Source organism: Exiguobacterium sp. BRG2, assembly GCF_031844245.1.
Lineage (GTDB): Bacteria > Bacillota > Bacilli > Exiguobacteriales > Exiguobacteriaceae > Exiguobacterium_A.
The window spans coordinates 21,785-46,548 of the sequence record NZ_JAUZUW010000009.1 but is presented as its reverse complement, the minus strand read 5'-3'; the positions used below and the strand labels follow the sequence as shown (position 1 = coordinate 46,548).

25 protein-coding genes are annotated in these 24,764 nt (G+C 47.3%); 12 read left to right on the top strand and 13 right to left on the bottom strand.

What is annotated here, in order from left to right; translation table 11 throughout:
* Positions 1–49 precede the first annotated feature (49 nt).
* Positions 50–1,228 (top strand): NupC/NupG family nucleoside CNT transporter, encoded by a 1,179-nt coding sequence (locus Q9R23_RS11970; RefSeq protein WP_214856220.1) that lies wholly within the window; start codon positions 50–52, stop codon positions 1,226–1,228.
* A gap of 269 nt (positions 1,229–1,497) precedes the next feature.
* Here Q9R23_RS11970 and Q9R23_RS11965 read toward each other — a convergent pair whose 3' ends face one another.
* Both Q9R23_RS11965 and Q9R23_RS11960 read right to left on the bottom strand, forming a co-directional pair.
* Positions 1,498–2,142, bottom strand: coding sequence for an NAD(P)-dependent oxidoreductase (locus tag Q9R23_RS11965; protein WP_311247120.1), 645 nt, complete (start codon positions 2,140–2,142; stop codon positions 1,498–1,500).
* A 72-nt stretch (positions 2,143–2,214) separates the two neighbouring features.
* Positions 2,215–2,400 carry a 2-hydroxymuconate tautomerase gene (locus Q9R23_RS11960; protein ID WP_023466792.1) on the bottom strand — a complete coding sequence of 62 codons (186 nt, stop codon included), beginning with the start codon at positions 2,398–2,400 and terminating at the stop codon, positions 2,215–2,217.
* A gap of 168 nt (positions 2,401–2,568) precedes the next feature.
* On the opposite strand from Q9R23_RS11960, the gene Q9R23_RS11955 reads away from it, so the two are divergent.
* Positions 2,569–3,093 carry a hypothetical protein gene (locus tag Q9R23_RS11955; RefSeq protein ID WP_311247119.1) on the top strand — a complete coding sequence of 175 codons (525 nt, stop codon included), beginning with the start codon at positions 2,569–2,571 and terminating at the stop codon, positions 3,091–3,093.
* Positions 3,094–3,158: 65 nt separating this feature from the next.
* Positions 3,159–3,653: a YwhD family protein gene (locus tag Q9R23_RS11950; RefSeq protein ID WP_308102229.1), complete on the top strand. Its 495-nt coding sequence runs from the start codon at positions 3,159–3,161 to the stop codon at positions 3,651–3,653.
* Positions 3,654–3,688: 35 nt separating this feature from the next.
* On the opposite strand, the gene Q9R23_RS11945 is transcribed toward Q9R23_RS11950, so the two are convergent.
* Both Q9R23_RS11945 and Q9R23_RS11940 read right to left on the bottom strand, forming a co-directional pair.
* Entirely contained in the window at positions 3,689–4,534 is an 846-nt protein-coding gene (locus Q9R23_RS11945; RefSeq protein ID WP_311247118.1) for a metallophosphoesterase, read from the bottom strand.
* Positions 4,535–4,624: 90 nt separating this feature from the next.
* On the bottom strand, positions 4,625–6,181 hold the full coding sequence (locus Q9R23_RS11940; RefSeq protein ID WP_290748276.1) for a BCCT family transporter: 1,557 nt from the start codon (positions 6,179–6,181) through the stop codon (positions 4,625–4,627).
* Between the two features lie 378 nt (positions 6,182–6,559).
* Here Q9R23_RS11940 and Q9R23_RS11935 point away from each other — a divergent pair, with 378 nt between their 5' ends.
* The 5 genes from Q9R23_RS11935 to Q9R23_RS11915 all read left to right on the top strand — a co-directional run bounded on the left by Q9R23_RS11935 (position 6,560) and on the right by Q9R23_RS11915 (position 11,034).
* Positions 6,560–7,231: an NAD(P)H-dependent oxidoreductase gene (locus tag Q9R23_RS11935; RefSeq protein WP_311247117.1), complete on the top strand. Its 672-nt coding sequence runs from the start codon at positions 6,560–6,562 to the stop codon at positions 7,229–7,231.
* Positions 7,232–7,375: 144 nt separating this feature from the next.
* Positions 7,376–8,218 (top strand): polyamine aminopropyltransferase, encoded by an 843-nt coding sequence (gene speE / locus Q9R23_RS11930; RefSeq protein ID WP_023466799.1) that lies wholly within the window; start codon positions 7,376–7,378, stop codon positions 8,216–8,218.
* A gap of 114 nt (positions 8,219–8,332) precedes the next feature.
* Positions 8,333–9,205, top strand: coding sequence for an agmatinase (gene speB, locus Q9R23_RS11925; RefSeq protein ID WP_290773770.1), 873 nt, complete (start codon positions 8,333–8,335; stop codon positions 9,203–9,205).
* Between the two features lie 463 nt (positions 9,206–9,668).
* Complete coding sequence (locus Q9R23_RS11920) at positions 9,669–10,457, top strand: DUF4397 domain-containing protein (protein ID WP_311247116.1); 789 nt, start codon at positions 9,669–9,671, stop codon at positions 10,455–10,457.
* A complete protein-coding gene (locus Q9R23_RS11915) occupies positions 10,429–11,034 on the top strand; it encodes a class F sortase (RefSeq protein ID WP_311247115.1) in 606 nt (201 codons plus the stop codon). Before Q9R23_RS11920 ends, Q9R23_RS11915 begins: the two co-directional genes overlap by 29 nt.
* Positions 11,035–11,086: 52 nt before the next feature.
* Here the strand turns inward: Q9R23_RS11915 and Q9R23_RS11910 are convergent, their stop codons facing one another.
* The 9 genes from Q9R23_RS11910 to Q9R23_RS11870 all read right to left on the bottom strand — a co-directional run bounded on the left by Q9R23_RS11910 (position 11,087) and on the right by Q9R23_RS11870 (position 20,822).
* The gene (locus Q9R23_RS11910; RefSeq protein ID WP_311247114.1) at positions 11,087–12,388 is read right to left on the bottom strand and encodes a globin-coupled sensor protein; all 1,302 of its coding nucleotides are present in this window, start codon (positions 12,386–12,388) and stop codon (positions 11,087–11,089) included.
* A gap of 171 nt (positions 12,389–12,559) precedes the next feature.
* Positions 12,560–12,784, bottom strand: coding sequence for a hypothetical protein (locus tag Q9R23_RS11905; RefSeq protein ID WP_308102226.1), 225 nt, complete (start codon positions 12,782–12,784; stop codon positions 12,560–12,562).
* An 86-nt stretch (positions 12,785–12,870) separates the two neighbouring features.
* On the bottom strand, positions 12,871–13,077 hold the full coding sequence (locus Q9R23_RS11900; RefSeq protein ID WP_023466808.1) for a heavy-metal-associated domain-containing protein: 207 nt from the start codon (positions 13,075–13,077) through the stop codon (positions 12,871–12,873).
* On the bottom strand, positions 13,074–15,203 hold the full coding sequence (locus Q9R23_RS11895; protein WP_311247112.1) for a heavy metal translocating P-type ATPase: 2,130 nt from the start codon (positions 15,201–15,203) through the stop codon (positions 13,074–13,076). The genes Q9R23_RS11900 and Q9R23_RS11895 overlap by 4 nt, the downstream gene beginning before the upstream one ends.
* 13 nt (positions 15,204–15,216) lie before the next feature.
* The gene (locus Q9R23_RS11890; RefSeq protein WP_311247111.1) at positions 15,217–15,513 is read right to left on the bottom strand and encodes a metal-sensitive transcriptional regulator; all 297 of its coding nucleotides are present in this window, start codon (positions 15,511–15,513) and stop codon (positions 15,217–15,219) included.
* Positions 15,514–15,632: 119 nt separating this feature from the next.
* On the bottom strand, positions 15,633–17,168 hold the full coding sequence (locus Q9R23_RS11885; RefSeq protein ID WP_311247110.1) for a DHA2 family efflux MFS transporter permease subunit: 1,536 nt from the start codon (positions 17,166–17,168) through the stop codon (positions 15,633–15,635).
* 259 nt (positions 17,169–17,427) lie between these two features.
* Entirely contained in the window at positions 17,428–17,754 is a 327-nt protein-coding gene (ytxJ, locus tag Q9R23_RS11880) for a bacillithiol system redox-active protein YtxJ (protein WP_035411320.1), read from the bottom strand.
* A gap of 6 nt (positions 17,755–17,760) precedes the next feature.
* Entirely contained in the window at positions 17,761–19,389 is a 1,629-nt protein-coding gene (locus Q9R23_RS11875; RefSeq protein ID WP_311247109.1) for an acetolactate synthase large subunit, read from the bottom strand.
* Complete coding sequence (locus Q9R23_RS11870; protein ID WP_311247108.1) at positions 19,386–20,822, bottom strand: NAD-dependent succinate-semialdehyde dehydrogenase; 1,437 nt, start codon at positions 20,820–20,822, stop codon at positions 19,386–19,388. The genes Q9R23_RS11875 and Q9R23_RS11870 overlap by 4 nt, the downstream gene beginning before the upstream one ends.
* A 349-nt stretch (positions 20,823–21,171) precedes the next feature.
* Here Q9R23_RS11870 and Q9R23_RS11865 point away from each other — a divergent pair, with 349 nt between their 5' ends.
* From Q9R23_RS11865 to Q9R23_RS11850, 4 genes are all read left to right on the top strand, one after another.
* The gene (locus tag Q9R23_RS11865) at positions 21,172–22,872 is read left to right on the top strand and encodes a glycoside hydrolase family 13 protein (RefSeq protein WP_311247107.1); all 1,701 of its coding nucleotides are present in this window, start codon (positions 21,172–21,174) and stop codon (positions 22,870–22,872) included.
* A gap of 504 nt (positions 22,873–23,376) precedes the next feature.
* Positions 23,377–23,799, top strand: coding sequence for a YwiB family protein (locus tag Q9R23_RS11860; protein WP_231496909.1), 423 nt, complete (start codon positions 23,377–23,379; stop codon positions 23,797–23,799).
* Complete coding sequence (locus tag Q9R23_RS11855) at positions 23,789–24,208, top strand: hypothetical protein (RefSeq protein ID WP_050677289.1); 420 nt, start codon at positions 23,789–23,791, stop codon at positions 24,206–24,208. The genes Q9R23_RS11860 and Q9R23_RS11855 overlap by 11 nt, the downstream gene beginning before the upstream one ends.
* Before the next feature lie 55 nt (positions 24,209–24,263).
* Positions 24,264–24,701, top strand: coding sequence for an NUDIX hydrolase (locus Q9R23_RS11850; protein ID WP_311247106.1), 438 nt, complete (start codon positions 24,264–24,266; stop codon positions 24,699–24,701).
* Positions 24,702–24,764 lie beyond the last annotated feature (63 nt).

Below are 24,764 nucleotides of genomic sequence, written 5' to 3'. Positions count from 1 at the left end.
TCGTACGAATGTACAACTGATAAACAACTAATAGATAGAGGGGTACTTCATGAAATATCTTATCGCACTACTCGGACTGGCTATCGTTTTTGGTTTGGCGCTCCTTGTCAGCAGCAATCGTAAAGGCATCAAATTGAAACCGCTTGCGGTCATGCTAGTTCTTCAGCTCGTACTTGGGTTCATTTTACTCAATACATCGTTCGGATATATCGTCATTCGTGGCGTCGCGAAAGTCTTTGAAAAACTGCTGAGTTATGCGGCAATCGGGATTGATTTCGTCTTTGGTGGGCTAGCGAACGAAGGGGCACAACCGTTCTTCATTAACGTCTTGCTACCAATCGTTTTCATCTCTGCCTTGATCGGAATTCTACAATTCACAAAGATTTTACCGATCTTGATGCGCGGTATCGGTTTCGTCTTGTCGAAAATCAACGGGATGGGGCGTCTCGAGTCTTACAACGCGGTTGCTTCAGCTGCGATCGGACAATCAGAAGTATTCATCACAGTAAAAAAACAAATTGGTCAATTACCAGCAAACCGTCTTTACACATTGTGTGCATCAGCAATGTCGACGGTTTCGATGTCAATCGTCGGTGCGTACATGACGATGGTAGAACCAAAATATGTCGTTACAGCAATCGTCTTGAACTTGTTCGGTGGTTTCATGATCGTCTCAATCATCAACCCATACACGGTTGACCCGGAAGAAGATATTCTTGAAATCGTCGAAGAGAAGCAAACGTTCTTCGAAATGCTCGGCGAATACATCATGGATGGATTCAAAGTCGCAATCATCGTTGGTGCGATGTTGATCGGTTACAATGCTTTGATCGGAATGGTCAACGATATCTTCCTGATGGTTCTCGGTATCTCGTTCCAAGAAATTCTCGGATACATCTTTGCACCATTCGCATTCATCATGGGTGTTCCATGGGCGGAAGCCGTCAGTGCGGGTAGTGTCATGGCAACGAAATTGATCACGAATGAATTTGTCGCGATGTTAAGCCTTCCTGAGTACACGAAAGAGTTCTCGGAACGCACACTCGGAATCGTGTCTGTCTTCTTGATCTCGTTTGCGAACTTCTCGTCAATCGGAATCATCGCTGGAGCGGTTAAAGGATTGAACGACCGCCAAGGAAGCGTTGCGGCTAGTTTTGGTCTGAAGTTACTCTACGGCGCAACACTCGTCAGTGTCTTGACGGCAATCGTCGTCAGCGTCTTGCTATAATCGTTACACATGTAAAAGGGGCTGACTCAAAAGTCAGTCTCTACAAAGATAAGGGTGGCAGAATGATGATCTGCCACCCTTATCTCGTAACAAAAAGAATGCCGCGTCACACGCCACTCCTACAGGAAAAAGCGCATTATGCGCTGTCAGAGACAAACAAGACCCGATTTCCTGCTTGAATGAAGCAGGAAAACTGGCTTGTGTCTCGCCTGAGGAAAGGGTGTGAAAAGACGCGTCATTCTTTTTTTGAGTCAGCCTCTTTTTGTCTATTATTTCGTTTCACCGTGCGAAGCAATTCCGACACGGACGCGATGGTGGGTTCCGTCACGGTAGACTTCGTAAGCGAACTGCGCGACGTTTTCCCGGGGAATCGGTCCTGTCGATGCAGTGAAGCGTGTCGTCTCAATTAACAAGTCGTCAGCATCAAGTGCTTTATCTTCCGTCAATTGTGTTGGGCAGATGACGGTGAAGTCGACGTCTGCATCTTTTAAAGTTAAATAAGCTTTCAGGTGATCCTCTGCTGCGATTGTCGAGCGGCGACGGGATTCACTCGATTGGAAACGATACTTTCCAGGTTCTTCTGACGCATCGAGAATGCCTGCTGTACCAATGAAGACGATCCGTTCGATGTCTGCTTCCTTCATCTTGGTGACGAGATGTGGAATTGCTGTCGAGAGAACCTGCTGTTGATCGGTACCGAGACAACTGAAGACAGCGGTACTTCCTGCGAGTGCTTGTTCAAGATCGTCCGGGTTTGTCGCGTCTCCCGTCAGGATATGAAGTCGATCGTGAACTGGTAAGTCCGATGACGCGGAACGCACGAGTGCTTGGACATCGTAGCCGTCTTCTAATAACCGATCAATCAAAGGGCGACCCGTTCGACCGGTCGCACCAAGTACAGTAACAGTAGTCATAAGAATTCCTCCTTAGAGATCAAGTAGATGGGAAAAAGAGACGTGCGGTAGCGACCGGACGTCTCTTGTTGGTTATTTATCTGCGAACATGACGCCAGCTTGACCGTAATCCGTTTTTTCCATCTCTTCGATGAAGACCGTGATGTTTTCTTTTGGAGCATTTGTCGTTTCCGACACCGCTTCCGTGACTTTTTCAATCAAAGCGCGTTTTTGTTCAACTGTTCGACCCGATAACATTTTAACCGTAACATATGGCATGACTTCATTTCCCCCTCTAGCATGATGACGATACGCCATCAGTATAGCGCATTCGATAGGGGATTCGTCAATTCGAACATCGTTTTCGAAAAAGAAGGGTATAAGGTAGGAGCTATTCTTGTCGGAAGCGAAGGTAGTCATACACATACGGCGGAAAAGGAGAGACATATGGACGCAATCATACGGAAGAAGATTCATACGTTACTGATTTTTGATCGGGCGTTACCGGAAGATACGAATTATCCGTTGTCTGGCGCTAAAGGACTCGAGGTCGCAGATATCGTCTTCAAACAGAACATTCCGTTCGGTCGACTCGTGACGGATAAAGATTTGGCGCAATTGCTGAATCAAAAAGAAGCAAAGCGATACGGGATGCTGACATTGCTTGAAGATGATGTACGTTTCAAACCATTATTTCAAAACCGAAAACCGACAGCCGACATGGAAGAAGAGGTCGAGGCGAAGGTGCGAGAACTCGCGCATCAGTTACGTGCGATTCGGTCGCGGTGTTCTTCGCTGGAGCGTCTCTTCTTGTTCGGTCGTGCAGCGCAAACCCTGTTTGACCGCGCTTTGCTTCATCTTGAGGAGGTCAATCCCCCGGCACATGAGGAGATCGCGTCCATGACGTGTTATCGTCTCCCGACGATTCGCCGAGCATCAGAGGATCAATTACAGCTACTCCGTTATGAGTGACTGGTTGCAGACACCTCGGAATGCGGTATGATAGAAGCAACAGGAATAAAAGGGGACAAAACACGATGGAAAAAAAGATTAACTTCAATATCATTTCAGATAACTCTACAGACGGTCACGGAGGATTCGGTGTCGGGACACTCAGTTTAAATAGTATGTCACCAGTCATCATTTCTCCGGAAGACGGGGAAGCTTACATTGATATGGGTGCGATGCACGCAAAAGCAGCCATCGAGAAACGCGTCAAGTTCACGACGGATAAAGCCGATACGCCAAACGGTAAACTGTACTGGATCGTCTGGGTGACGGTTGGTCGTAAACCTGAAGGCTTCTATTACGGTGGTGTGGCTGCTTGTGATCTGCTAGTCGATGCAGAAGCACGGCGCGGATTCAAGATTCTCGCTGATCACGTCAATAAGATGGATAAATCTCTTAAAGGACGGATCGTCGTCGATCACATGGATGAGCGTTCAAAGGAATTGTTACGTGATTTCTTGCAGACTCATAAACCTGAGATGTGGGAAAATGCTGACACTGCTTTACATGAAGCATTGGTCTAAACAAAAGAACGTGTGCCGCGGCACACGTTCTTTTTTCATGGTCGTTTCAGCGTCAAGACGACGAGTTCTGGATGATTGAACAGACGAAACGGAAACAGGCTGTTCCCAAGACCACGACTGACGATCAGTTCAGTCTGTTGTTCCTGATAGCGGCCTGCCGTCACGCTTGGAAAGAATCCTTGACCAGGCGCATACAGACCTTCCGTAAACGGCAGGCGGATCTGTCCACCGTGGGCGTGACCGGATAAGACGAGATCAACGGAACGCTCTGCATACAAGGATTTATATTCCGGACGATGCGCAAGCAGGAACTGGAACGCATCAGGCGATACGTCTTGCAGTGCTTGATCGAGACTTTGACGAATCCCATCCGGTTCTGATAGTCCTTCGCGCCAACGTGTCGTCGTCGGATCATCGATACCGAGTAACGAAATCGATTGTCCTTTATACTCGATGACACGCGTTTCATTCCGAAGAACGGTGACACCGAGCTGCTCAAGCTTCGGTAAAATTGTTAAATTTCGTCGGACTTCATGATTCCCGGTGACGAAGTAGACAGGGTATCGATCGACAAGCGCTTTCATGAGTGTAAGAGCAGCTTCTTCTCCGTTTCGCCTCGAGTCAATCAAATCGCCAGTCATGACGACGAGATCTGGTGATTTACGACTAATTTTTTTTAATAGTCGTTGTTGATCCGATCCGAACGCTTTGCCATGTAAGTCGGCGATTTGAACGACGCGATAGCCATCAAATGATTTTGGCAAGCGACCCGACGTCACTGTGATCTCTGAGACGTCGATGACGTTATTTTCACGATATAAAAACCAACTACCTAGGGCGAGAATCCCAAGGGATACGAGCCAACGTGTACGTTTTCGCATGAGTCACCTCATTTCTTTCTGTTCAGCATAATTCAGGATAACAAAAAAGACCTCCTTCCGTATGCGACGGAAGGAGGAGTTCAAAACAATTTAAGCATCTTGCTTCAAATCAGTTACTTCTTTTTGGGCATCAGGTTCATCTGATAACTCCTTAAATAGAGCGATAATCATCATACCGACGACGAAGATGAACGGAAAGGCGGCAAGAACTGAAGCAGCCTGCAAGGCGCTCAATCCTCCGGCATAAAGTAAGACAGCGGCAATCGAAGACTGGAGAACACCCCAAGCGAGCTTAATGCGTAAGCTTGGCATGAGACTACCACCAGACGAAAGCATCCCGAGAACATATGTCGCGGAGTCAGCCGAAGTAATGAAGAACGTCGTGATCAAGAAGACAGCGACGATACTGAGGAATGTGCCTAATCCACCGAATGTCTCAAACAGAGCGAACATGCCGGTTTCGACTCCTTTATCGTTAATCGTCGTGATCAAATTGACGTTTTGGAACAGTTCATTCCAAATTGCTGATCCGCCAAAAACAGAGAACCAAAGCAATCCGAAAATCGTTGGGACGAGCATGATTCCGATGACGAACTCACGAATCGTTCGTCCCTTCGAGACACGAGCAATAAACGTACCGACGAATGGTGACCATGAAATCCACCACGCCCAGTAGAAGATCGTCCAATCGTTGATCCAGCCGCGTTCATCTGGATTAAAAGCAGATGCGCGGAAGCTCATGACTGGTAAATTTTGCAGATAAGCTCCTGTCGTTTGGACGAAGAGGTCCATGATGAAACTAAACGGTCCGAGGAAAAGGACGGCGACCATCAGTAGAACAGCAAGAACAATGTTGGCGTTACTGAGACGAACGATTCCTTTATCAAGACCAGATGCGGCACTCATCATATAAAGGACAGAGACGATCACGATAATGATCATTTGTGTAGCAAATGAGTTCGGAATACTACTTGTCAAGAAGTTCAGTCCACCTGAGATTTGTTGCGCACCGAGACCAAGTGACGTCGCGACACCGAACGCCGTTGCGACGATGGCGAGTACTTCGACGGTACCTTTACCGGCTGAAGCGAACTGAGGCTTCATCAATGAAGCGACCGTGTCGCCAATCGTAGCAGGACGTCCTTTTCGGAATGTCGAGTACGCGATGGCAAGTCCGACGATCGCATACAAGGCCCACGGATGTAATCCCCAGTGGAAGAACGAATAGCGCATCGCGAGTCGTGCCGCTTCCGTCGGATCATCCGTTGCGACCGGCGGTGTATGGAAATGCGTCAAAGGCTCTGAGACACCCCAGAAGACAAGACCAATTCCCATACCAGCGCTGAAGAGCATGGCAAACCAAGAAATGAGACCATATTCAGGTCGGTCCGAATCCTTACCGAGTCGGATGGAACCGAAGCGGGAAAAGATTAAAAAGATAGCAATGATTAAAAAAGCACTCATGCCTAGAAGATAAAGCCAGCCAAATCCGCCAGAGACAAAGGATTGTGCTTTAGCTGTGACATTTCCGAGACTAGCTGCACCGATTAGGGATTCCGGTAAGATTCCCCATATGGTAAAGAGCACACAGAAAATGACGGATACCATAAAGACTTTTGTAATCTTACTTTTTCGATTATTTTCCATCGTGTTCCACACCTTCTTTCGAATTTTACATGGTTGTTCTGTATCAAATGATGACAACGACATTATCATTACCCCGTGCATCCGATAACAAAACCTAATCACGCAGGGTACTACCGTAACAAACACTTTGGTGAAAAAGCAAATCGTTTGGGAAATGAAACCATAGAAACTAGGGGATTACCAGAAAGGAAAGGTGTAAAATGGCGGATAATCAAATGTTTAAAATGATTTTTAAATAGTGAAAGGAAAGACGTTAATATTTTTATTTCCCGTTTTACTTAAAAACTAACGTAATGATTAATCTGAGCAAATCAGAGGCGGTCTAAAATCAGATTTGATATAACAAAAGCAGTCATCATTTTGAAGGAGGCATTTCTCATGGAAAAACAACAACAAAAACAAACAATTCTTGAAGCATTTCAATCTCGTCATGCGACAAAGGCATTTAATGGTCAAATGATCCCAGAAGATGATTTTCGGTTCATTTTAGAAACGGCGCGTCTGTCACCGAGCTCGTTCGGATATGAGCCATGGAACATGCTTGTTATTCAAAATCCAGAAATCCGAGAAGCCTTAAAAAAAATTTCTTGGGGCGCACAAGGACAATTACCGACAGCGAGTCACTTCGTCTTATTCCTCGCCCGGACAGGAGAGCAAATGCAGACAGATGGACCGCATGTCACGCAGATGATGGATTTCCTTGGTCTATCTGAAGAAGCGAAAGCCGGACGGACGAAGCGTTACGGTCTGTTTTTAGAGGAGGATTTCGCGATTGGTGATAACCCGAAAGCGATGGAAGACTGGGCAGCAAAACAAGCCTATATTGCACTTGGAAACATGATGTCGACGGCAGCACAAATCGGGATTGACTCCTGTCCAATCGAAGGGTTCGACCAGCAAGCCGTCGAGCAATTACTCGTTGATCGTGGACTGCTCGATCGTTCTGTTTTCACGGTGCCGGTCATGGTCGCATTCGGTTACCGGGCAGACGAACCAAAACGTGAGAAGCAGCGCCGTCCGCTTGATGAAATCGTGACGTTCGTCGAGTAAAGACGGAAGACAAAAATTTTCGAATTATATAGAAGTTTCTTTCGAAATTCGGTATACTCGCATTTGTATGATTAAGAAGCGCCGTAAACGCCACTCGCATACGAACAACTTTTGTCTTGATGAAAGAAAGGGGTTCTATCGCAAATGGAACAAAAATTAAAGTTATGGTTCACGGAACACCAAACGGAAGATTACGGTATCACATTCCGTGTCAACCACGTTTATGAGAGCGAACAAACGGAGTTTCAACGCCTAGAGATGGTTGAAACGGACGAGTTCGGTACGATGTTGTTACTTGACGGAATGGTCATGACGACAGATAAGGACGAGTTCGTTTACCACGAGATGGTCGCGCACGTCCCATTGTTCACACACCCGAATCCAAAATCGGTTCTGGTCGTTGGTGGAGGAGACGGCGGAGTCATCCGTGAAGTCTTGAAACACCCGTCCGTCGAAAAAGCTGTTTTGGTTGAAATCGACGGAAAAGTCATCGAGTATTCGAAAAAATACCTCCCGAACATCGCAGGTGGATTGGACGATGCACGCGTCGAAGTCATCGTTGGGGATGGATTCATGCATATCGCAGAAGCAGAAAACGAGTATGATGTCATCATGGTCGATTCGACAGAACCAGTTGGTCCAGCGGTCAACTTGTTCACGAAAGGCTTCTACTCTGGTATTTCAAAAGCATTAAAAGAAGACGGTATTTTCGTCGCACAATCGGATAACCCATGGTTCACACCAGACTTGATCCGTGATGTTCAACGCGACGTCAAAGAAATCTTCCCGATCACGAAGCTCTATATCGCTAACGTTCCGACATACCCAAGTGGTCTTTGGACGTTTACGATCGGATCAAAGAAACACGATCCGCTTGCTGTCGCACCAGAGCGTTTCCACGAGATCGATACGAAGTATTACACGCCTGAGCTTCACACGGCAGCTTTCGCGCTTCCGAAGTTCGTTAAAGATTTGACGAACGGCTGAGTTCAGTCACTATAGCACACATGAACAGAGCGGTTTCGATCTTCGAAATCGCTCTGTTGTCAGGTAAAGAGGCGTTTGCAGCAGCAAACGACCAATGAACAGGGGGAATGGATCATGCGTTTTGATGAAGCATATTCAGGAAAAGTCTTTATCGCGAGTCAACCGACTCACGAGGATGCAAAAGGAATTTTATACGGCATGCCGATGGACTGGACGGTCAGTTTCCGTCCTGGTTCACGATTCGGTCCGGCACGTATCCGTGAAGTCTCACTTGGTTTAGAAGAATATAGCCCGTACTTAGATGGCGACATCGCCGACGCGAAGTTGTTTGACGCGGGAGATATTCCGTTACCATTCGGGAATGCACAAAAATCACTTGATATGATTGAAGAATACGTCGATTCATTACTGGCAGCAGGCAAGTTCCCGCTCGGTATGGGTGGCGAACATTTAGTCACGTGGCCAGTCGTCAAAGCGTTCGATAAACACTATGATGATTTTGTTGTGCTTCACTTTGATGCGCATACGGACTTGCGTGACGAGTACGAAGGTGAGCCGTTGTCACACTCGACGCCACTCAAGAAGATCGCGAACTTGATCGGACCGGAGAACTGCTATTCGTTCGGAATCCGTTCGGGGATGAAAGAAGAGTTCGAATGGGCGAAGACGTCAGGCTACAACCTTTTCAAATACGAGATCGTCGAGCCGCTTCGTCAAGTTCTTCCAACACTTGCCGGGAAAAAGGTCTACGTCACGATCGACATCGATGTCCTTGATCCGTCAGCAGCACCAGGAACAGGGACACAAGAAATCGGTGGGGTGACGACGAAGGAACTACTCGAAGTCGTTCACATGATTGCGCGAGCAGACGTCGACGTCATCGGAGCTGATTTGGTAGAAGTATGCCCAGCATATGATCAATCGGATATGACAGCGATCGCAGCAGCAAAAGTATTACGCGAAATGATGATTGGATTCATTAAATAAATAGACAAAAGAGACCAGACGTGATGTCGGTCTCTTTTGTTTTGTTCAGAAGAAGAACTGAATGACCCCGAATGCACCGAATCCGATGATCAGACTGACAGATGTCCATTGGACGACGCGTAGAACGAATGTCGCAATCTGGTGTTTAAGCAGGTGTATGATCTTTGCGAGGATGCTTCACCAGGTGGCAGAACTAAGAAAATACCGATTAGAAACAAAACGGCATCCTGTCCGCTCGTCATCTTCAACTCAAAGCGTGCAAACAACGTCAGAAATAGCGTGATCGTCATTGGATTCAAGAACGTCAATGTGTTTTCAAAACAAGTTCATAGCACACTGAAATCTTTACACATATACGGAAGTATCTTAAGTTTAAGATGTCACCACAATGGAAATGTTCTGAAGTGTAAGAATGTTGGTTTGAGAGCGATGTACATTTGACAATCAGAAAGGTGGAAAAAAGATGAAGAAACTCTTATCGTTTGTGACTGCTACGTTACTGTTTGCACTATTCGTGCTTCCGGTAGGCGCAGCAGATGACGCAATGGTTCGTGTCATTCATGCTTCACCAGATGCTCCGGCAGTCGATATCGCGGTCGATGGCAAAAAAGCCGTATCAGGAGCAAAATTCAAAGATGTCACAGATTACCTCACACTACCAGCTGGCGAACATAAAGTAGAAGTATTCGCTGCAGGAACAACAAAAGATCCTGTGCTCTCTCAAACACTCAATGTGGAAGCTGGTAAATTCTATTCTGTCGCAGCAATCGGTAAACTTGCTGATATTAAACTTGCTGTCATGAAAGACAACGGCAAAGGCGAAGACGGCAAATCAATGGTCCGTGTCGCACACTTTGCACCAGATGCACCTGCTGTTGATGTCGCACCAAAAGGTGGAGACCCACTCTTTAGCAACCTTGAATTCTCAAAAGTCTCTGACTACGGTACACTCGATGCAGGTACGTATGACCTCGAAGTCCGCCCTGCAGGCGCAACGGATGTCGTCAAAGCACTTGATGGCGTCAAACTCGACAGTGGCAAAAACTATACAGCTCTCGCAATCGGTTTACTAGAAGGCGAGCCAGCGTTTGATGTTCTCTTAATTCCAGATGGCGGTGAAATGGCATCAATGCCAGATACAGGACTTGGTGGTTCTGCTGATACGACTTCTGCTACACCATGGGCAGTCGCAGCAGCAGCAGCCTTGTTAGTAGGAACAGCGTATGTCGTCCGTCGTAAACAAAACGCTTAAGAGTAGTCTTCTTCTCTTACTCGTATTAGCCGGATGCCAATCGGGATCACCTCCAGGTACTACAAAGCCGGAAAAACCAAAACAAACTGAAACGACGTCTTCTTCGTCCACTTCATCCGAAATGGTGGACGAAGAAGCATTCATTCCAACGCGTATTATGATTCCGACGCTCGATGTGAAAGCAAACATCGAAGTCGTCGGGAAGGATAAGCAAGGACGGATGGATGTGCCAAAAAAAACGGATCAAGTCGCGTGGTATAAATACGGTGCGAAAGCCGGTCAAACCGGAAATGTCGTATTAGCAGGACATCTAGACGATGAAAAGGGACCTGCTGTCTTTTATGATTTAGCCAAGATGAAAAAAGGGCAACGGATTGAAGTGGCAGGGAAAGCGGGACAACAGGTGTCATACGTGGTGACGAACGTCATGTCCTATCCTGTCGATGAAGCACCAGTCGGATCAATCTTTGGTGCGACCGTCATGAACAAACTGACGCTCATTTCATGCATTGGTACGTTTACAAACTCAAAAGGGTACGATCAACGTCTTGTCGTCACGGCAGAACAAGACAATTAAAAAAACAGGCCTCTCACTTCGGCTATGACCGAAAAAGAGAGACCTGTTTTTTTTAGTGTGTTTCTGAAGCTGCGACAAGATCCGTCGTCAGTGTCGTCAAGCCTTGCGTCGTTTTACTGAGACCTTGGATCGTCTCGACGATTTGTCCAAGGTTTTCTTTATTACGACCAAACAACGTCAGTGAGTTTTCCATTTCACTCTTAACGGTTTGGATTCCTTGTTTGACTTGTTGCAATTCTTGCTGAGATGCGGTGTTGGCACGTGTGATATCTTCCATCTGAGAAACGAGTTGTGTGATGTTACCATTGTTCTTTTGGATTAGACCATTGATGCTGCTACTTAATGACTTGGCGTTTTCAGCGAGGTTCCGGACTTCCGTCGCGACAACAGCAAATCCTTTACCGTGTTCACCGGCACGTGCTGCCTCGATTGACGCATTCAACGCGAGTAAGTTCGTCTGATTGGCGATTGCTTCGATGCTTTGTGTCATCTGGACGATCTCATCCGACGTCGTCTTCAATTCATGAATACTTTCAAGTGAAGTACCGACTTGTTGTGTCGATTGTGCGAATTGTTGCTCCATCTGTTGCATCTGGCGTTCGTTGGCGATCGTCATTTGAACGAGTTGCTGACTCGTCTGTTCCGTCTGATCTGTTTCTGCCAACACTTGTGAAGCACGTCGGCTCGTTTCGATGATGGCATGATCTGTCTGTTCGACGGAGCTTGCGACTTCTTGACTGACACGAACGACGTCTGTCAGCAGTTGGCGGCGCGACTCGTTCGCTGCCGTTACTTCATGAAGACGAGAATCGACGTACTGACTCGTTACGATTTGAGCATCTAAGTTCATCGCGTGAGTCAATGCAAGCACGGCTGTTGTCAGTTGCGCTGGGTCATGCTGATAATGTTCGACGATTTTAGGAATCAACAACGTCTGAAACGCAGCATATGAGGCGATGAACCAAGTGACGGGAACGAAGTTGTGTTTATGCGTCTGTCCCATCCGTGTCCGCATCGCAAGGAAGGATTCATCCATGTTTCCTGTCAGAAGACTCGTGAAGTAGTCCGCAAAGACTTTTTTCAATCGTTCGCGTGTCGATGATTGTTTCGCGATCGTTGCCATCTCTGGATTCAATAATAGATGGTCAAGCACTTGCTCGAGGACCTCATCTAAGATGCCTTGAACGACAGGTGCCATCGATTTAAGTGTCTGTAACTGTTCTTCTGTATACCCCATGTATACGAGACGAGATGTAAGATCAGGATCTGCCGTCTTCGTGATGAGATGAGAATCAGGAAAACCGATTGTAGCTTGATAAACCGAAGTAGTCTTACTTTTAAAAGGATTGCGCACGTAGTTGCCTCCAATACTCAAGATGTGAATAAAATGATGTCTGTTTCTTATCGGTTCATCTTGACGAAGCGATACTGGTTTTCGAAAAAAAGACGAGAATATTGAAAAACATTGACCGGAAACAAAAAAACTCATGACAAGTGCCATGAGGAGAATGAAAAAAAGACAGGATTAGACCGGTTGATCTTCCTGGAATGCTTTTTTGGCGTCCACGATCGAGCGCATTCGTTGAACGCAGGTTTGAACGAATTGAATATCGATGGAGGTGAAACGGGTGACAGGTCCACGAGCTGACTCGGCACTGAATGTGAAGGTTCCGAGATTCCAAAGTTCGATTTTGAATCGTTTTCCTTTGTTGTCGTCGAAGTATTCTACGAATTCGATTTGCGGTACCATACGAACCCCTCCTTACTCCGTATATTCCCGCTTTTCAAAAAATAAAAAAGCCAAACTGCGTGTTAGAAGCAGTTTGGCATGGATGTTTAAGCAGTCGGCACATCATAGCCGATCTCTTCGATTGCATCGACGAGGCGCTCGCGAGGAACGTCTTCATGCTGTACCGTCACTTGGTTTTGTTCCAGTGAGACAGTAGCATGTTGTACACCTTCGACTTCAGATAAAGCTGATTCGACACTCGCTTTACAGTGATTGCATGTCATACCGATAACAGATAACGTTGTTTCTTTCATGATGAAGTTCCTCCTTCAGATAGTGGGGTACGTTTTAATCGTAACGCATTCGTCACGACAGAGACAGAACTGAATGCCATGGCAGCGCCCGCAAGCCATGGAGCAAGCAGACCGAGAAAAGCAACAGGGATGCCGATCGTATTGTAGCCAAGTGCGAAAACGAGATTTTGACGAATGTTTTTCATCGTCTGTTCACTTAGTTCGATCGCAAGTAAAACTTGTTTTAAATCGTGTCCAAGCAACGTCACGTCGGCTGCTTCGAGGGCGACATCCGTGCCGCTGCCGAGCGCGATGCCAACGTCCGCCGTTACAAGAGCGGGAGCATCATTGATACCGTCTCCGACCATCGCGACACGTTTCGTTTGTTGAAGTGACTGAATGACATCTGCCTTTTCAACGGGTAAGACGTCAGCAAACACGAACGCTCGATCGAGTCCGAGTTCTTCCGCTAGATGATCAGCAACTTCACGACGATCACCGGTCAAGAGATACACGTCCTTAGTCTCTCGCAACCGCTGGATTGTTTCTTTCGCTGAATCTTTTAACGCGTCACGGATGGCATATCCGGCAGCGACTTCTCCATCGACGGCGACGTATACGAGAGTCGCTCCAGGTGATGTCCAATCAGGAAGAACGATGTTTCGTTCCTGCATCATTCGCGCCGATCCGACGATCAAATCATGTCCCATGATTTGTCCCGTGATCCCACGTCCTGATTCGACGTGGAACTGTTCGATATCAAACACGACATCCCGCTCTGCTGTGATGGCACGGGCAAGAGGATGTTCGGATTGACGTTCGAGCGCGGCAGCGAAATCGAGCGCTGTCTCCGTACCGAACGTCTCGACGACGACAGGGTGACCGACTGTCAGTGTTCCAGTCTTATCAAAGACGACAGCATCGACATGTTGGAGGTTCTCCAGTTGAGCCCCCCCTTTAAAGAGAATCCCTCGTTCCGCTCCTTTTCCGGTTCCGACCATGATGGAAGTTGGTGTTGCGAGTCCGAGTGCACACGGACAGGCGATGACGAGAACCGCGATGGCAGGACGAATCGCTTCTGCAAAGGAACCGGTGAACATCCACCAAGCGGCTAACGTCAGAAGCGCGATGGCGACGACGATCGGTACGAACACACCAGAAATCCGATCGGCTTGGCGCTGGATCGGCGCTTTTTCCGTCTGTGCTTGCTCGACGACGCGAATGATCTGTGCGAGAACCGTTGCTTGCCCGATCTTTGTCGCCTCGATTTGTAAGGAACCGTTCGTATTCAGCGTACCACCAATGACGGATGCGCCAACAGTCTTATGAACAGGAACGGATTCACCGGTCAACATCGACTCATCGAGATACGCATCACCTGCGCGAACAATACCGTCTGTCGGAATTTTATTTCCGGGTTTTACGAGTAACACCATCCCGGCTTGGATCGCCTCAATTGAAACGATCCGTTCCTGCCCATCTTCCAAAACGATGGCTTCTTTCGCTTGTAAGGAAAGCAGACTTTTAATCGCTCCTGTCGTCTGTTGTTTCGCACGGTCTTCGAGAACCTTCCCAAGCAAGACGAGTGTAATCAGAATCGCACTTGTCTCAAAGTAGAGGTGTGGCATATCAGAGACGAACAGCATTTCAGCAACGGAATAGAAATAGGCTGCCGATGTCCCGAGCGCGACAAGGACATCCATATTAGCACTCCCGCTCCGTAAGCTTTTATAAGCCCCGCTGTAAAAGGGCGCACCGATGATGAATTGAACCGGTGTCGCTAAAGCAAATTGTAGCCACGGATTCATCAAGAATGGAAGATGAAATGGACTATTCGGAATATGTGTCAGCATGCTCGCGAGCAAAGGGAGCGAAAGAACGGCTGCGATGACGAAGCGATACAGCATCCGACGATTCGATTTTGTTGCGTGTGGTGCTTGTTTGACCGTTGCCTCGTAGCCGATTTTGCGAATTTTTTCGATGATCGCTTGATCATCATAGGCATCAGAAATCGAGACACGAGCCGTCTCGAGTGGTAAGTTGACCGTTGCTTCGACGCCGTCCATCCGGTTCAGGACTTTTTCAATCCGAGCGGAACAGGCGGCACATGTCATGCCTTCAATATCAAACTCAATCGTTTTTGACATCAGAAAACCCTCCTTACTTTTTCAGACGGGCAATGACTGCCATCAACTCATCGACGTAAGCGTCCGTACTGTCTTGACGCGTCGCGACCTCATGCATGCACATGTTGACGTGACGTTCGATGATTTGCAGTTCGACTTGCCGCAAAGCGGCTTGAATCGATGCGGTTTGCGTCAAAATGTCGATACAATACCGGTCTTCAGAAACCATGTTGGCAATGCCGCGGACCTGTCCTTCGATACGCTTCAATCGTTTCATCAAGGCATCTTGTTCTTCATGTGTTCGTGGGACGACAGGGTGATCGTGTGCCATAGTCGTGCCTCCTTTAGTAATCTTGTTGTTATCTTTACTCTAACATATAGGTATGGGGGGTACCAGTATATAGCTCAAACAATAAAAAAAGCAGTCGCGAGAGACGACTGCTTTTGCACTTATTGATTGGAGACTTGCGGTTTGACGATCGTTTCGTTCAATGAGCGTTGATCGCTAATGATGTCTTCAGCTTGTGTCGCCCGTTTAATGAAGAAGGCGAGGACGAATGCTAGACCAGCAATGAACGTCGAGATGAAGAACGCATAGTTGATTCCGTCAAGCGTCGCTTGCATCGTAATCTGCTGTTTTAAAGCAGCAGCTGCTTCAGCTGTCGGTTGACTTGTCATGTTCTTCGCCGCTTCGGTCGCAAGCTCTGTGCCACGAGTCTTCGCATGCGTTGACATGATCGTTACGAGCAAGGCCGTTCCGATTGCACCAGATACTTGTTGCAACGTATTGTTCATCGCTGTGCCGTGTGGATAATAGCGTGTTGGTAACTGGTTCAAACCGTTCGTTGAGACCGGCATCATGACCATTGACATCCCGAACATCCGTAACGAATACAGGATGATCAGATGCGTATACGTCGTATCCATCTCAAGTTGACTGAAGTAATAACTCGTGACGACTGTGATGAACAAACCAGTCAATGCAAGAGGACGACCACCAATCTTATCAAACAGCTTCCCGTTGATCGGTGACATGACGGCCATCAAGATGGCACCCGGTAACAGCATGAGACCCGCATCAAGTGGTGAAATACCGCGAATCGTCTGGACATAGATCGGAAGCAATAACATGCCCGAGAACATCGCCATCGTGACGACCATCGAGATCGCAGAAGACAAGGCGAACATCGGGTAACGATAAATCTTGAAGTTGAGCATCGGACGTTCCATATGCAGCTGACGATAAATGAATGTCACGAGTGCGATGACCCCGACGATCAGTGCTCCATAGACGTGGAAACTATCCCAACCTTTAGAGCCAGCAGAACTGAATCCGTACAATAAGCCACCGAAACCAAGTGACGAAAGTGCAACGGAAGTCAGATCGATCCGAGTCGCAGACCGTTCCTTGACGTCACGAAGCAAGAAGAAACCAGCGACGAGAACGATTAAGGCGATTGGTGTGATGAAGTGGAACAGCATCCGCCAATCATAATGCTCGATGATCCAACCGGATAACGTTGGTCCGATCGCTGGAGCCCCCATCATAATCAATCCGAAGAAGCCCATCGCAGTCCCGCGTTTTTCAATCGGGAAACTGACGAGCATGACGTTCATCAGTAGCGGCATCATGATGGCAGAACCCGACGCTTGAATCATCCGTCCTGCGAGCAGCACAGGGAAGACGTCTGCGAATCCGGCAAGAATCGTTCCGGTCGAGAAGAGGGTCATCGCAAGTAAGAACAAGCGACGAACCGAATACTTTTGAATCAAGAAAGCAGATGTCGGAATCAAGACACCATTGACGAGCATGAAACCAGTCGACAGCCATTGAGCAGTAGCTGGTTCGATCGCTAGATCCTTCATGATTGAAGGAAGGGCGATGTTGAGCAAGGTATTATTTAAGAAAGCGATGAATGCCCCGATCATCAAAACGGCGAGGATGCCGTAAGGAGCTCGAGCTGTGTGAGTTGCACTTTGTTGCATGAATATCCTCCTAACTAAACTAACGGTACAGATTTCTATACGGTCGTTCTATCTGTAGTTTATCTTAATCCGATTTAGTTCGAATTACAAATAATAATAGCTAAGAAAGATAATTTTATTTTTTATGTAGTTTTGAAAGCGTTTTTCTAAATGAGGAGAATGATTCGTAAGAAATAAAAAAGCGCAATTCTTCTCGTTAGAGGAAAATTGCGCTTTGTCTTTAGTTTGAAACAGCCAGAAGCTTGTTTCATAGTTAGCGTTACTGAACGTTCGTTTCGAGTGCATCCTTTGTAATGTCGTAGTGAGATGCTGTCCAGACAGATTTGCCGTCCTGAATGAAAAGAACTTGTGGCGACTCATGTCGGACATTATAGTGTTCAGCGATGTGATTCGATAAGGTCCGAGCTTCTTGGACGAAGAGATATGCTGTCGGAACAGATGTTTCATCCGCGAACTTCGTATACTCTGAGAATCCTGCGGCACTGATCGGACACGTCGTACTGTGTTTGCAAATCACGAACGCGCTATGCTCGGACGCAAATTGATCAAAATCAGAAATAGACTGCAGTTTACGTGGTTGTGTCATAATATATCACCCTCCATACGTCCGGAGACGTTCACTTAACTTTAGATTTTCCCGGTAATCGACCGGACAGTCAATCAATACGGGTCCATCGCTCGCGAAAGCTTGATCAAGACAATGGGCAAGCGAACCGTGTTCACCGACGCGAAGTCCAAGCGCACCGAAAGCATGAGCCAGTTGAACGAGATCCGGATTATCAAAGGTGATGTACGATGATTTTCCATATGCTTGTTGTTGTTTCCATTCGATGAGACCATATGTCCCGTCTCGCCAAATTAATACGACGAGTGGCAGCTTCAAACGAACGGCGGTCTCGAGGTCCTGACCGTTCATAAGAAAAGCTCCGTCTCCAGCGGCGCAGACGATACGTCGGTCGGGGTAGAGAAGTTTGGCTGCGAGTGCACTCGATAAACCATAGCCCATTGAAGCAAACCCATTCGAAATGAACAATTGATCTGGATGTGTCGTTTGATAATGGCGAGCGAGCCAGACTTTATGTGCTCCGACATCCGAGAAAACCATTCCGGCTTCACCAACCGTCCGTTCGAGCTCACGAACGATGCTTTGAGGATGTAAAGGGAGCGCGAGGGAATATGTTTCTTGAATCTCTTGGCGCAACTTATCGCGATTCCGTTGCCAACCGTTCCAGGAACGCTTTGGAAGCAGTGGTGTCAAAACGGTCAATACATCTGAAAGATTGCCGACTAGATTTGCAACGACTGGATAGTAGGCATCGATTTCGTGAGGGTTCGTATCCAGATGAACGACCGGCGTCTTTTTCGGATTCCATTTTTCCGGGGGCAGTTCCGTGATGTCATAACCAATCGTAATGATTAAATCACTCGCATCAAGAATTCGTTGGTTGTAATCAACATCCGGCAAACCGATCGTATGCGCGGCAAGCGGATGTTGTGAGGAGATGGAGCCTTTTCCCATCATTGTCTCGACGACCGGAGCATCGAGCTGTTCGACGAATGCCCGAAACGCCTCAAGTGCGTGTTGACGGTGAATCCCGAAACCGGCAATGATGACAGGACGTTGCGATCGCTCGATCAATCGTAAAACGTCCGGATCATCAATCGTCAACGGATGAAGATATGTCGGAGCACTGTCGTTTTTGACAGGAGTCACAGGTTGATCTCGTTCTTGTTTTGCGACGTCTTCCGGGAAAGAGATATGCGTCGCTCCCGGCTTTTCGCTCTGTGCCGTCGCAAAGGCACGACGGACGATTTCCGGAATCACTTCTGGTGTCAGAACGGACGTACTTGACTTCGTGACCGGACGATATAGATCAACGAGATCAAACATTTGATGCGACGCTTTATGTTGCCGTGATAGTGCTCCTTGTCCTGTGATGGCAACGACAGGAGAATGATCCATCGTTGCACTCGCAATTCCCGTCATCATGTTAGTCGCACCAGGACCAAGCGTCGATAAGCAGACACCCGGTCGTCCACTCAGGCGACCGAACATCGCTGCCATGAACGCAGCGTTCGTTTCGTGACGCGTCGTGATGAACGTGATCGACGAACGACTAAGTGATTCGAGCAATGTGATGTTCTCTTCACCGGGAACACCGAAGATATGCGTGACTCCCTCTGCCTCTAAACATTGGACGAACCAATCCGCCGCATTCATGCTAGTCCACCGATTGAGATGTATTTTGTCTCGAGATACGCTTCGAGTCCTTCACTGCCGCCTTCGCGTCCAAGACCGGATTGTTTCATTCCACCAAATGGTGCTTGTGCAGCAGAAGGAACCCCATCATTCCAGCCGACGATTCCATAATCAAGCCCTTCGATTGCACGAATGGCACGCGCGTAATCCTTCGTAAAGACGTATGAAGCGAGACCGAATGGTGTCTGGTTAGCGTAACGAACCGCTTCTTCATCAGAACTGACACGCTGGACGGGAGCGACAGGTCCGAACGTCTCCTCGTTCATGATCAACATGCCGGGTTTTACGTCAGCGAGCACGGTTGCTTCATAATAATAGACATCGTTCTCCTCGTCCGTTGTTCCTGTTCCACCCGTGACGACACGAGCACCGGCTGAAGTAGCGTCATCGACATGTTTTTTAACTTTATCGTAACCCGCTTTATTAATCATTGGACCGATCTTTGTTTCGGCATCCAGACCGTTCCCGGTTTTCAATTTTGCCGTCTCCTGACCAAGTTTTTCAACGAACGCGTCATAAATCGAATCAGATACATAGATCCGGTTTCCGCAGACACACGTCTGTCCGCCGTTTCGGAATTTCGACTTGATCGTCTCCGTAACAGCTAAATCGAGATCGCAATCATCAAAGACGAGAATCGGTGCATGTCCGCCGAGTTCAAGCGACATCGCTTTGATCGTCTCTGCTCCTTGAGCCATCAGTGTCCGTCCGACTTCGGTCGAACCAGTGAAGGTGATCTTATCGACATGCGGATGTGTCGCGAGTGATTCACCGAGTGCTTTCCCGCTACCTGTAACGGCATTGACGACGCCTTCTGGAATCCCGACTTCCTGACAAAGTTCAAGTAAACGAAGTGCTGTTAATGGAGTCGCGGTGGGTGGTTTGATGACGAACGTACATCCGGCAACGAGAGCCGGAGCCAATTTTCGGGTAATCATGGCTGCTGGGAAATTCCATGGTGTGATCGCGGCGACGACACCAACCGGTTGTTTGATGACTTGAAGTCTTTTAGAAGCATCGTGTGTCGGTATGACACGTCCGTATGCCCGTTTTCCTTCCTCTGCGAACCATTTGACGAAGTTTGCCGCATACTGGACTTCACCTTCTGATTCAGCCAGCGGTTTTCCCATCTCAAGCGTCATTAACCGGGCAAGTTCATCTTTTTTCTCGATCATTTTGGCATAGAGTTTTTCCAAGAGTTCAGCGCGTTCATATACTGTCCGCTTCGACCATTCTGGAAAAGCCTTCCGTGCTGCTTCGACAGCATCATTGACGTCTGATTTTGTTCCGTTTGGTACGCTACCGACGACTTCTCCGGTTGCTGGATTCGTGACATCTGTCCGTTCTCGTCCGTGATCCAGCCATTGTCCACCAATAAAGAATTGTCCCTTCATCTTGAAAATCCCCCTTTTTTACGTGCATTGGTTAGGGTATACCCGAACGAATAAAAAAAGATTCATTTTGGAAAGGAAAGGTTATGCAAAAAGGTAGAAATTGACCGATAAACAGTGTAGGATGATTCAGTAAATGTAATGTAAATTCAACTGAAATATTCGATGTAAACGAAGAGTGATCCCCATTGATGTGAAATGGTGAAATCATCCTCGAGACATTGACTTTAAAAGTGGATTTGATAAGATAAAAGTAAAGGGTTTGCGCAATCGGTTGCGCAAAACAAAATGAAGGACGAACAAATATACCTAACTCCTACTAATGACTCACCTACGAGAGGATTTCTAACACATGACACAAATGATACCGCGCCCTGAGACGGCCCAACAAACAATTACACGAGCTTGGTGGAAAGAAGCAGTAGCATACCAAATCTATCCACGCAGCTTTTATGACGCAAATAACGATGGAATCGGCGATATTCCGGGTATCATCGCAAAACTGGATTACTTGAAGGATCTTGGCGTCGACGTTTTGTGGATTTGTCCGATGTTCAAGTCACCGAACGATGATAACGGATATGATATCAGTGACTATGAAGACATTATGGATGAGTTCGGAACAATGGCAGACTTCGATCTCTTAATGGAAGAAGCGCATAAACGAGACATCAAAGTGTTACTTGATCTCGTCGTCAACCACACATCTGATGAACATCCATGGTTCCTTGAATCGCGTTCGTCAAAAGACAACGAGAAACGCGATTGGTACATCTGGAAAGATGCGATCAATGGAGGAGAACCGAACAACTGGGAAAGTATCTTCGGTGGATCAGCATGGGAATATGACGAGAAGACTGAGCAATACTTCCTGCACGTCTTCTCCCGTCGTCAGCCAGACTTGAACTGGCAAAACCGCGATATGCGTCAAGCGGTCTATACAATGATCAACTGGTGGCTCGATAAAGGCATCGATGGTTTCCGAATCGATGCGATCAGTCACATCAACAAGGATCAATCCTTCGCCGATCTCCCGAACCCGCTCGGTATGCCGTATGTCCCTTCATTCGATATGCATATGAACGTCGAAGGTATCCATGCGTATCTTGAAGAGCTAAAGGATGAGACATTCTCGAAATACGACATCATGACTGTCGGAGAAGCAAACGGCGTCTCGCCGGAAGAAGCAGATCTATGGGTCGGAGAAGAGAACGGCAAGATGAACATGGTCTTCCAGTTCGAACACATGGATCTCTGGCGTGCCGACGCGGAAAAAGGCGTCGACGTCGTCAAACTGAAACAAGTGCTGACGAAGTGGCAAAAAGGACTTGAAGCGACCGGTTGGAATGCGTTGTACCTCGAAAACCACGATAAGGTTCGTTCGGTCTCCCTTTGGGGTGACGAGGAACAGTACTGGAAAGAGAGCGCGAAGTCGCTTGCGATGATGTATTTCTTCATGCAAGGCACACCGTTCATCTATCAAGGTCAGGAAATCGGGATGACGAACGTTCAGTTCCCGGACATCGCGGATTATGATGACGTCGCGACGAAAAACATGTATGAGATGCAACTCGCTTCCGGGAAGACACATGAGGAAATCATGGAAGTCATCTGGAACTCGTCCCGCGATAACTCACGTACACCGATGCAATGGACGAACGAGCAAAATGGTGGCTTCTCGAATCAATCCCCATGGTTCGGTGTTAACCCGAACTACGCGGACATCAATGTCGCGTCACAAGAACAAGACGAAGACTCGATTTTGAACTTCTATAAACGAATGATTCAAATCCGTAAGATGGAAGAGACATTGATTTATGGTGCGTATGATCTCATCTTACCGGAAGATACGAAAGTCTATGCCTATACACGGACGCTTGGTGACGAACAGTTCTTGATCGTTACGAACTTAAAAGGCGAAACAGCAGAAATCGATACGGATATCATCTTGCATTCGGATAATATGTTGCTTGGCAACTATGCGACGATGCACCACGAAGGAACAGAACTGGAACTTCGTCCATTCGAAGCTCGTCTGTACCGTGTTCGCTAATATGTTTTGAACGGATTCGAAGTACATCGAATCTGTTTGAGACTGAAGATAAGTGCAATTGTTCTCTAACGAGAAGGATTGCGCTTTTTTTGTTCGTCTCGCATCGTTTTCCTGGGACAAGCATCGCGCCGCTTCGCTTCGCTGCAGGGTCGCTCTTGCTTGTTTTTCCCTAGGAAGCGATGTCGAGTGAACAAAACGCTTTTCTGATTCTCCTTCCGGGTATAAAGAAAATGACACGTTACACGCCACTCCTACAGGAAAAAGCGCAATTTTGCGCTGTCAGAGACAAACAAGACCCGTTTTCCTGCTCGAATGGAGCGGGAAAACTGGCTTGTGTCTCGCCTGAGGAAAGGGCGTGAAAAGGTGCGTCATTTTTTGAGTCAGTCCATTTGTCTACAATCTGGAACGGATTCGATGTACATCGGATCCGTTTTTTTTGTTGCATGTAAGCAGAAGGTGCATCAGACGAAAAAATCGTGTACGCTAAACGATGAGGTGATAGAAGTGAAACCAGTAAAGTACTCGGTGTCATTACGACAGGTGACGACGATTGAAGATGGTCCGATGCGTGAATCGGTCGAACTTGAGGCGGACGGCACGTTGTTCGAAACAAAGGACGGTTTTGCCGTGAAATTCGTTCAACCGGATGAACAACCGATTGATACGACGATCAAATGGTCAAAAGACCAGATCGCCCTGAATCGCAAAGGTCCTGTTGCGATGCATCATGTTTTCATTTTAAAAGAGACGACAAAAAGCCAGTATGGCAGTCAGTTCGGTCAAATGTTGATGGAGACAGACACGGAGACGATTGAGATGAAACCGCAGCAGATGAAGTTTCGCTATACATTAAAAATGAATGGACAAGCAGTCGGTACGTATACGATTGATTTAACTTGGAAACGGAGTGAGACGAATGGCATTTGAACAAACAGTACGTCAAATGGAACAGATGTTGGAAGAGGAATGGTTCGAGTGGCTCGAGAACGATGAGCCGCGCTACAACGAATGGCGTGATCAACTCGAAGGACTCGCAGAGCAGGTCATCACGGAATACAATCCGAAGGTCGATCCGGAGTCAATCGATACGCTACTTTTAATCAATGAAGAATTACCTGTCTTATACGGTGAAGATACCGTCATGCTGTATACAGCGCTTTTGAAAGCACGTCAGGAAGACGATCAAGTATATGAGCGTTACTTGACGATCCTGGGTGCGTTTGCAGACGAACAGCATCCAGCGATCCGTGAAGTCGAAAAGTTAGTCGCAAAAAAGGATTATAAAAATGCCTTCGCACGTGCAGTCCGTCTGCCACAGTCGCTCGGTCTAGAATAAACAATCAGTGGACCATCTTGTTTTAGACAAGGTGGTCTTTTTAGGAGGAAGCGTCATGTATCCACTCTATCGAATCATCGTCGCGATCATCCGGAAGGGCGATCAACTGCTCATTGTCAACAATCAATCGGGTCAGGACAATCGGTGGAGCTTACCCGGTGGACAGATTGAAGCTGGGGAGACACTCGAGCAAGCACTTCGTCGTGAGGTTGCTGAAGAGACTGGCTTGGCAGTCACATCATCGTCGTTTGCCTTCTTGACGGAGAACTTCATGCCAACTTATCAAGCGCACAGTCTCGTCACTTATTTTGATTGCGAGGTGAGCGGAGTACTCGATCCGAATGATCCTGATGAAGAAATTAGCGAGACGAAGTGGATCAATCAAAGGGAGCTAACGGAATACATCACAAGTGAGGATGTCCGTCATCCGTTATATACATACTTAACAGAACAACACAAAGGTTATTATATGTTTGAAGAGATGAAGTGGTAAGCAAAAAGAACGGATCATCCTTATGAAGGAATGTATCCGTTCTTTTTGCTTAGAATGTCCTAT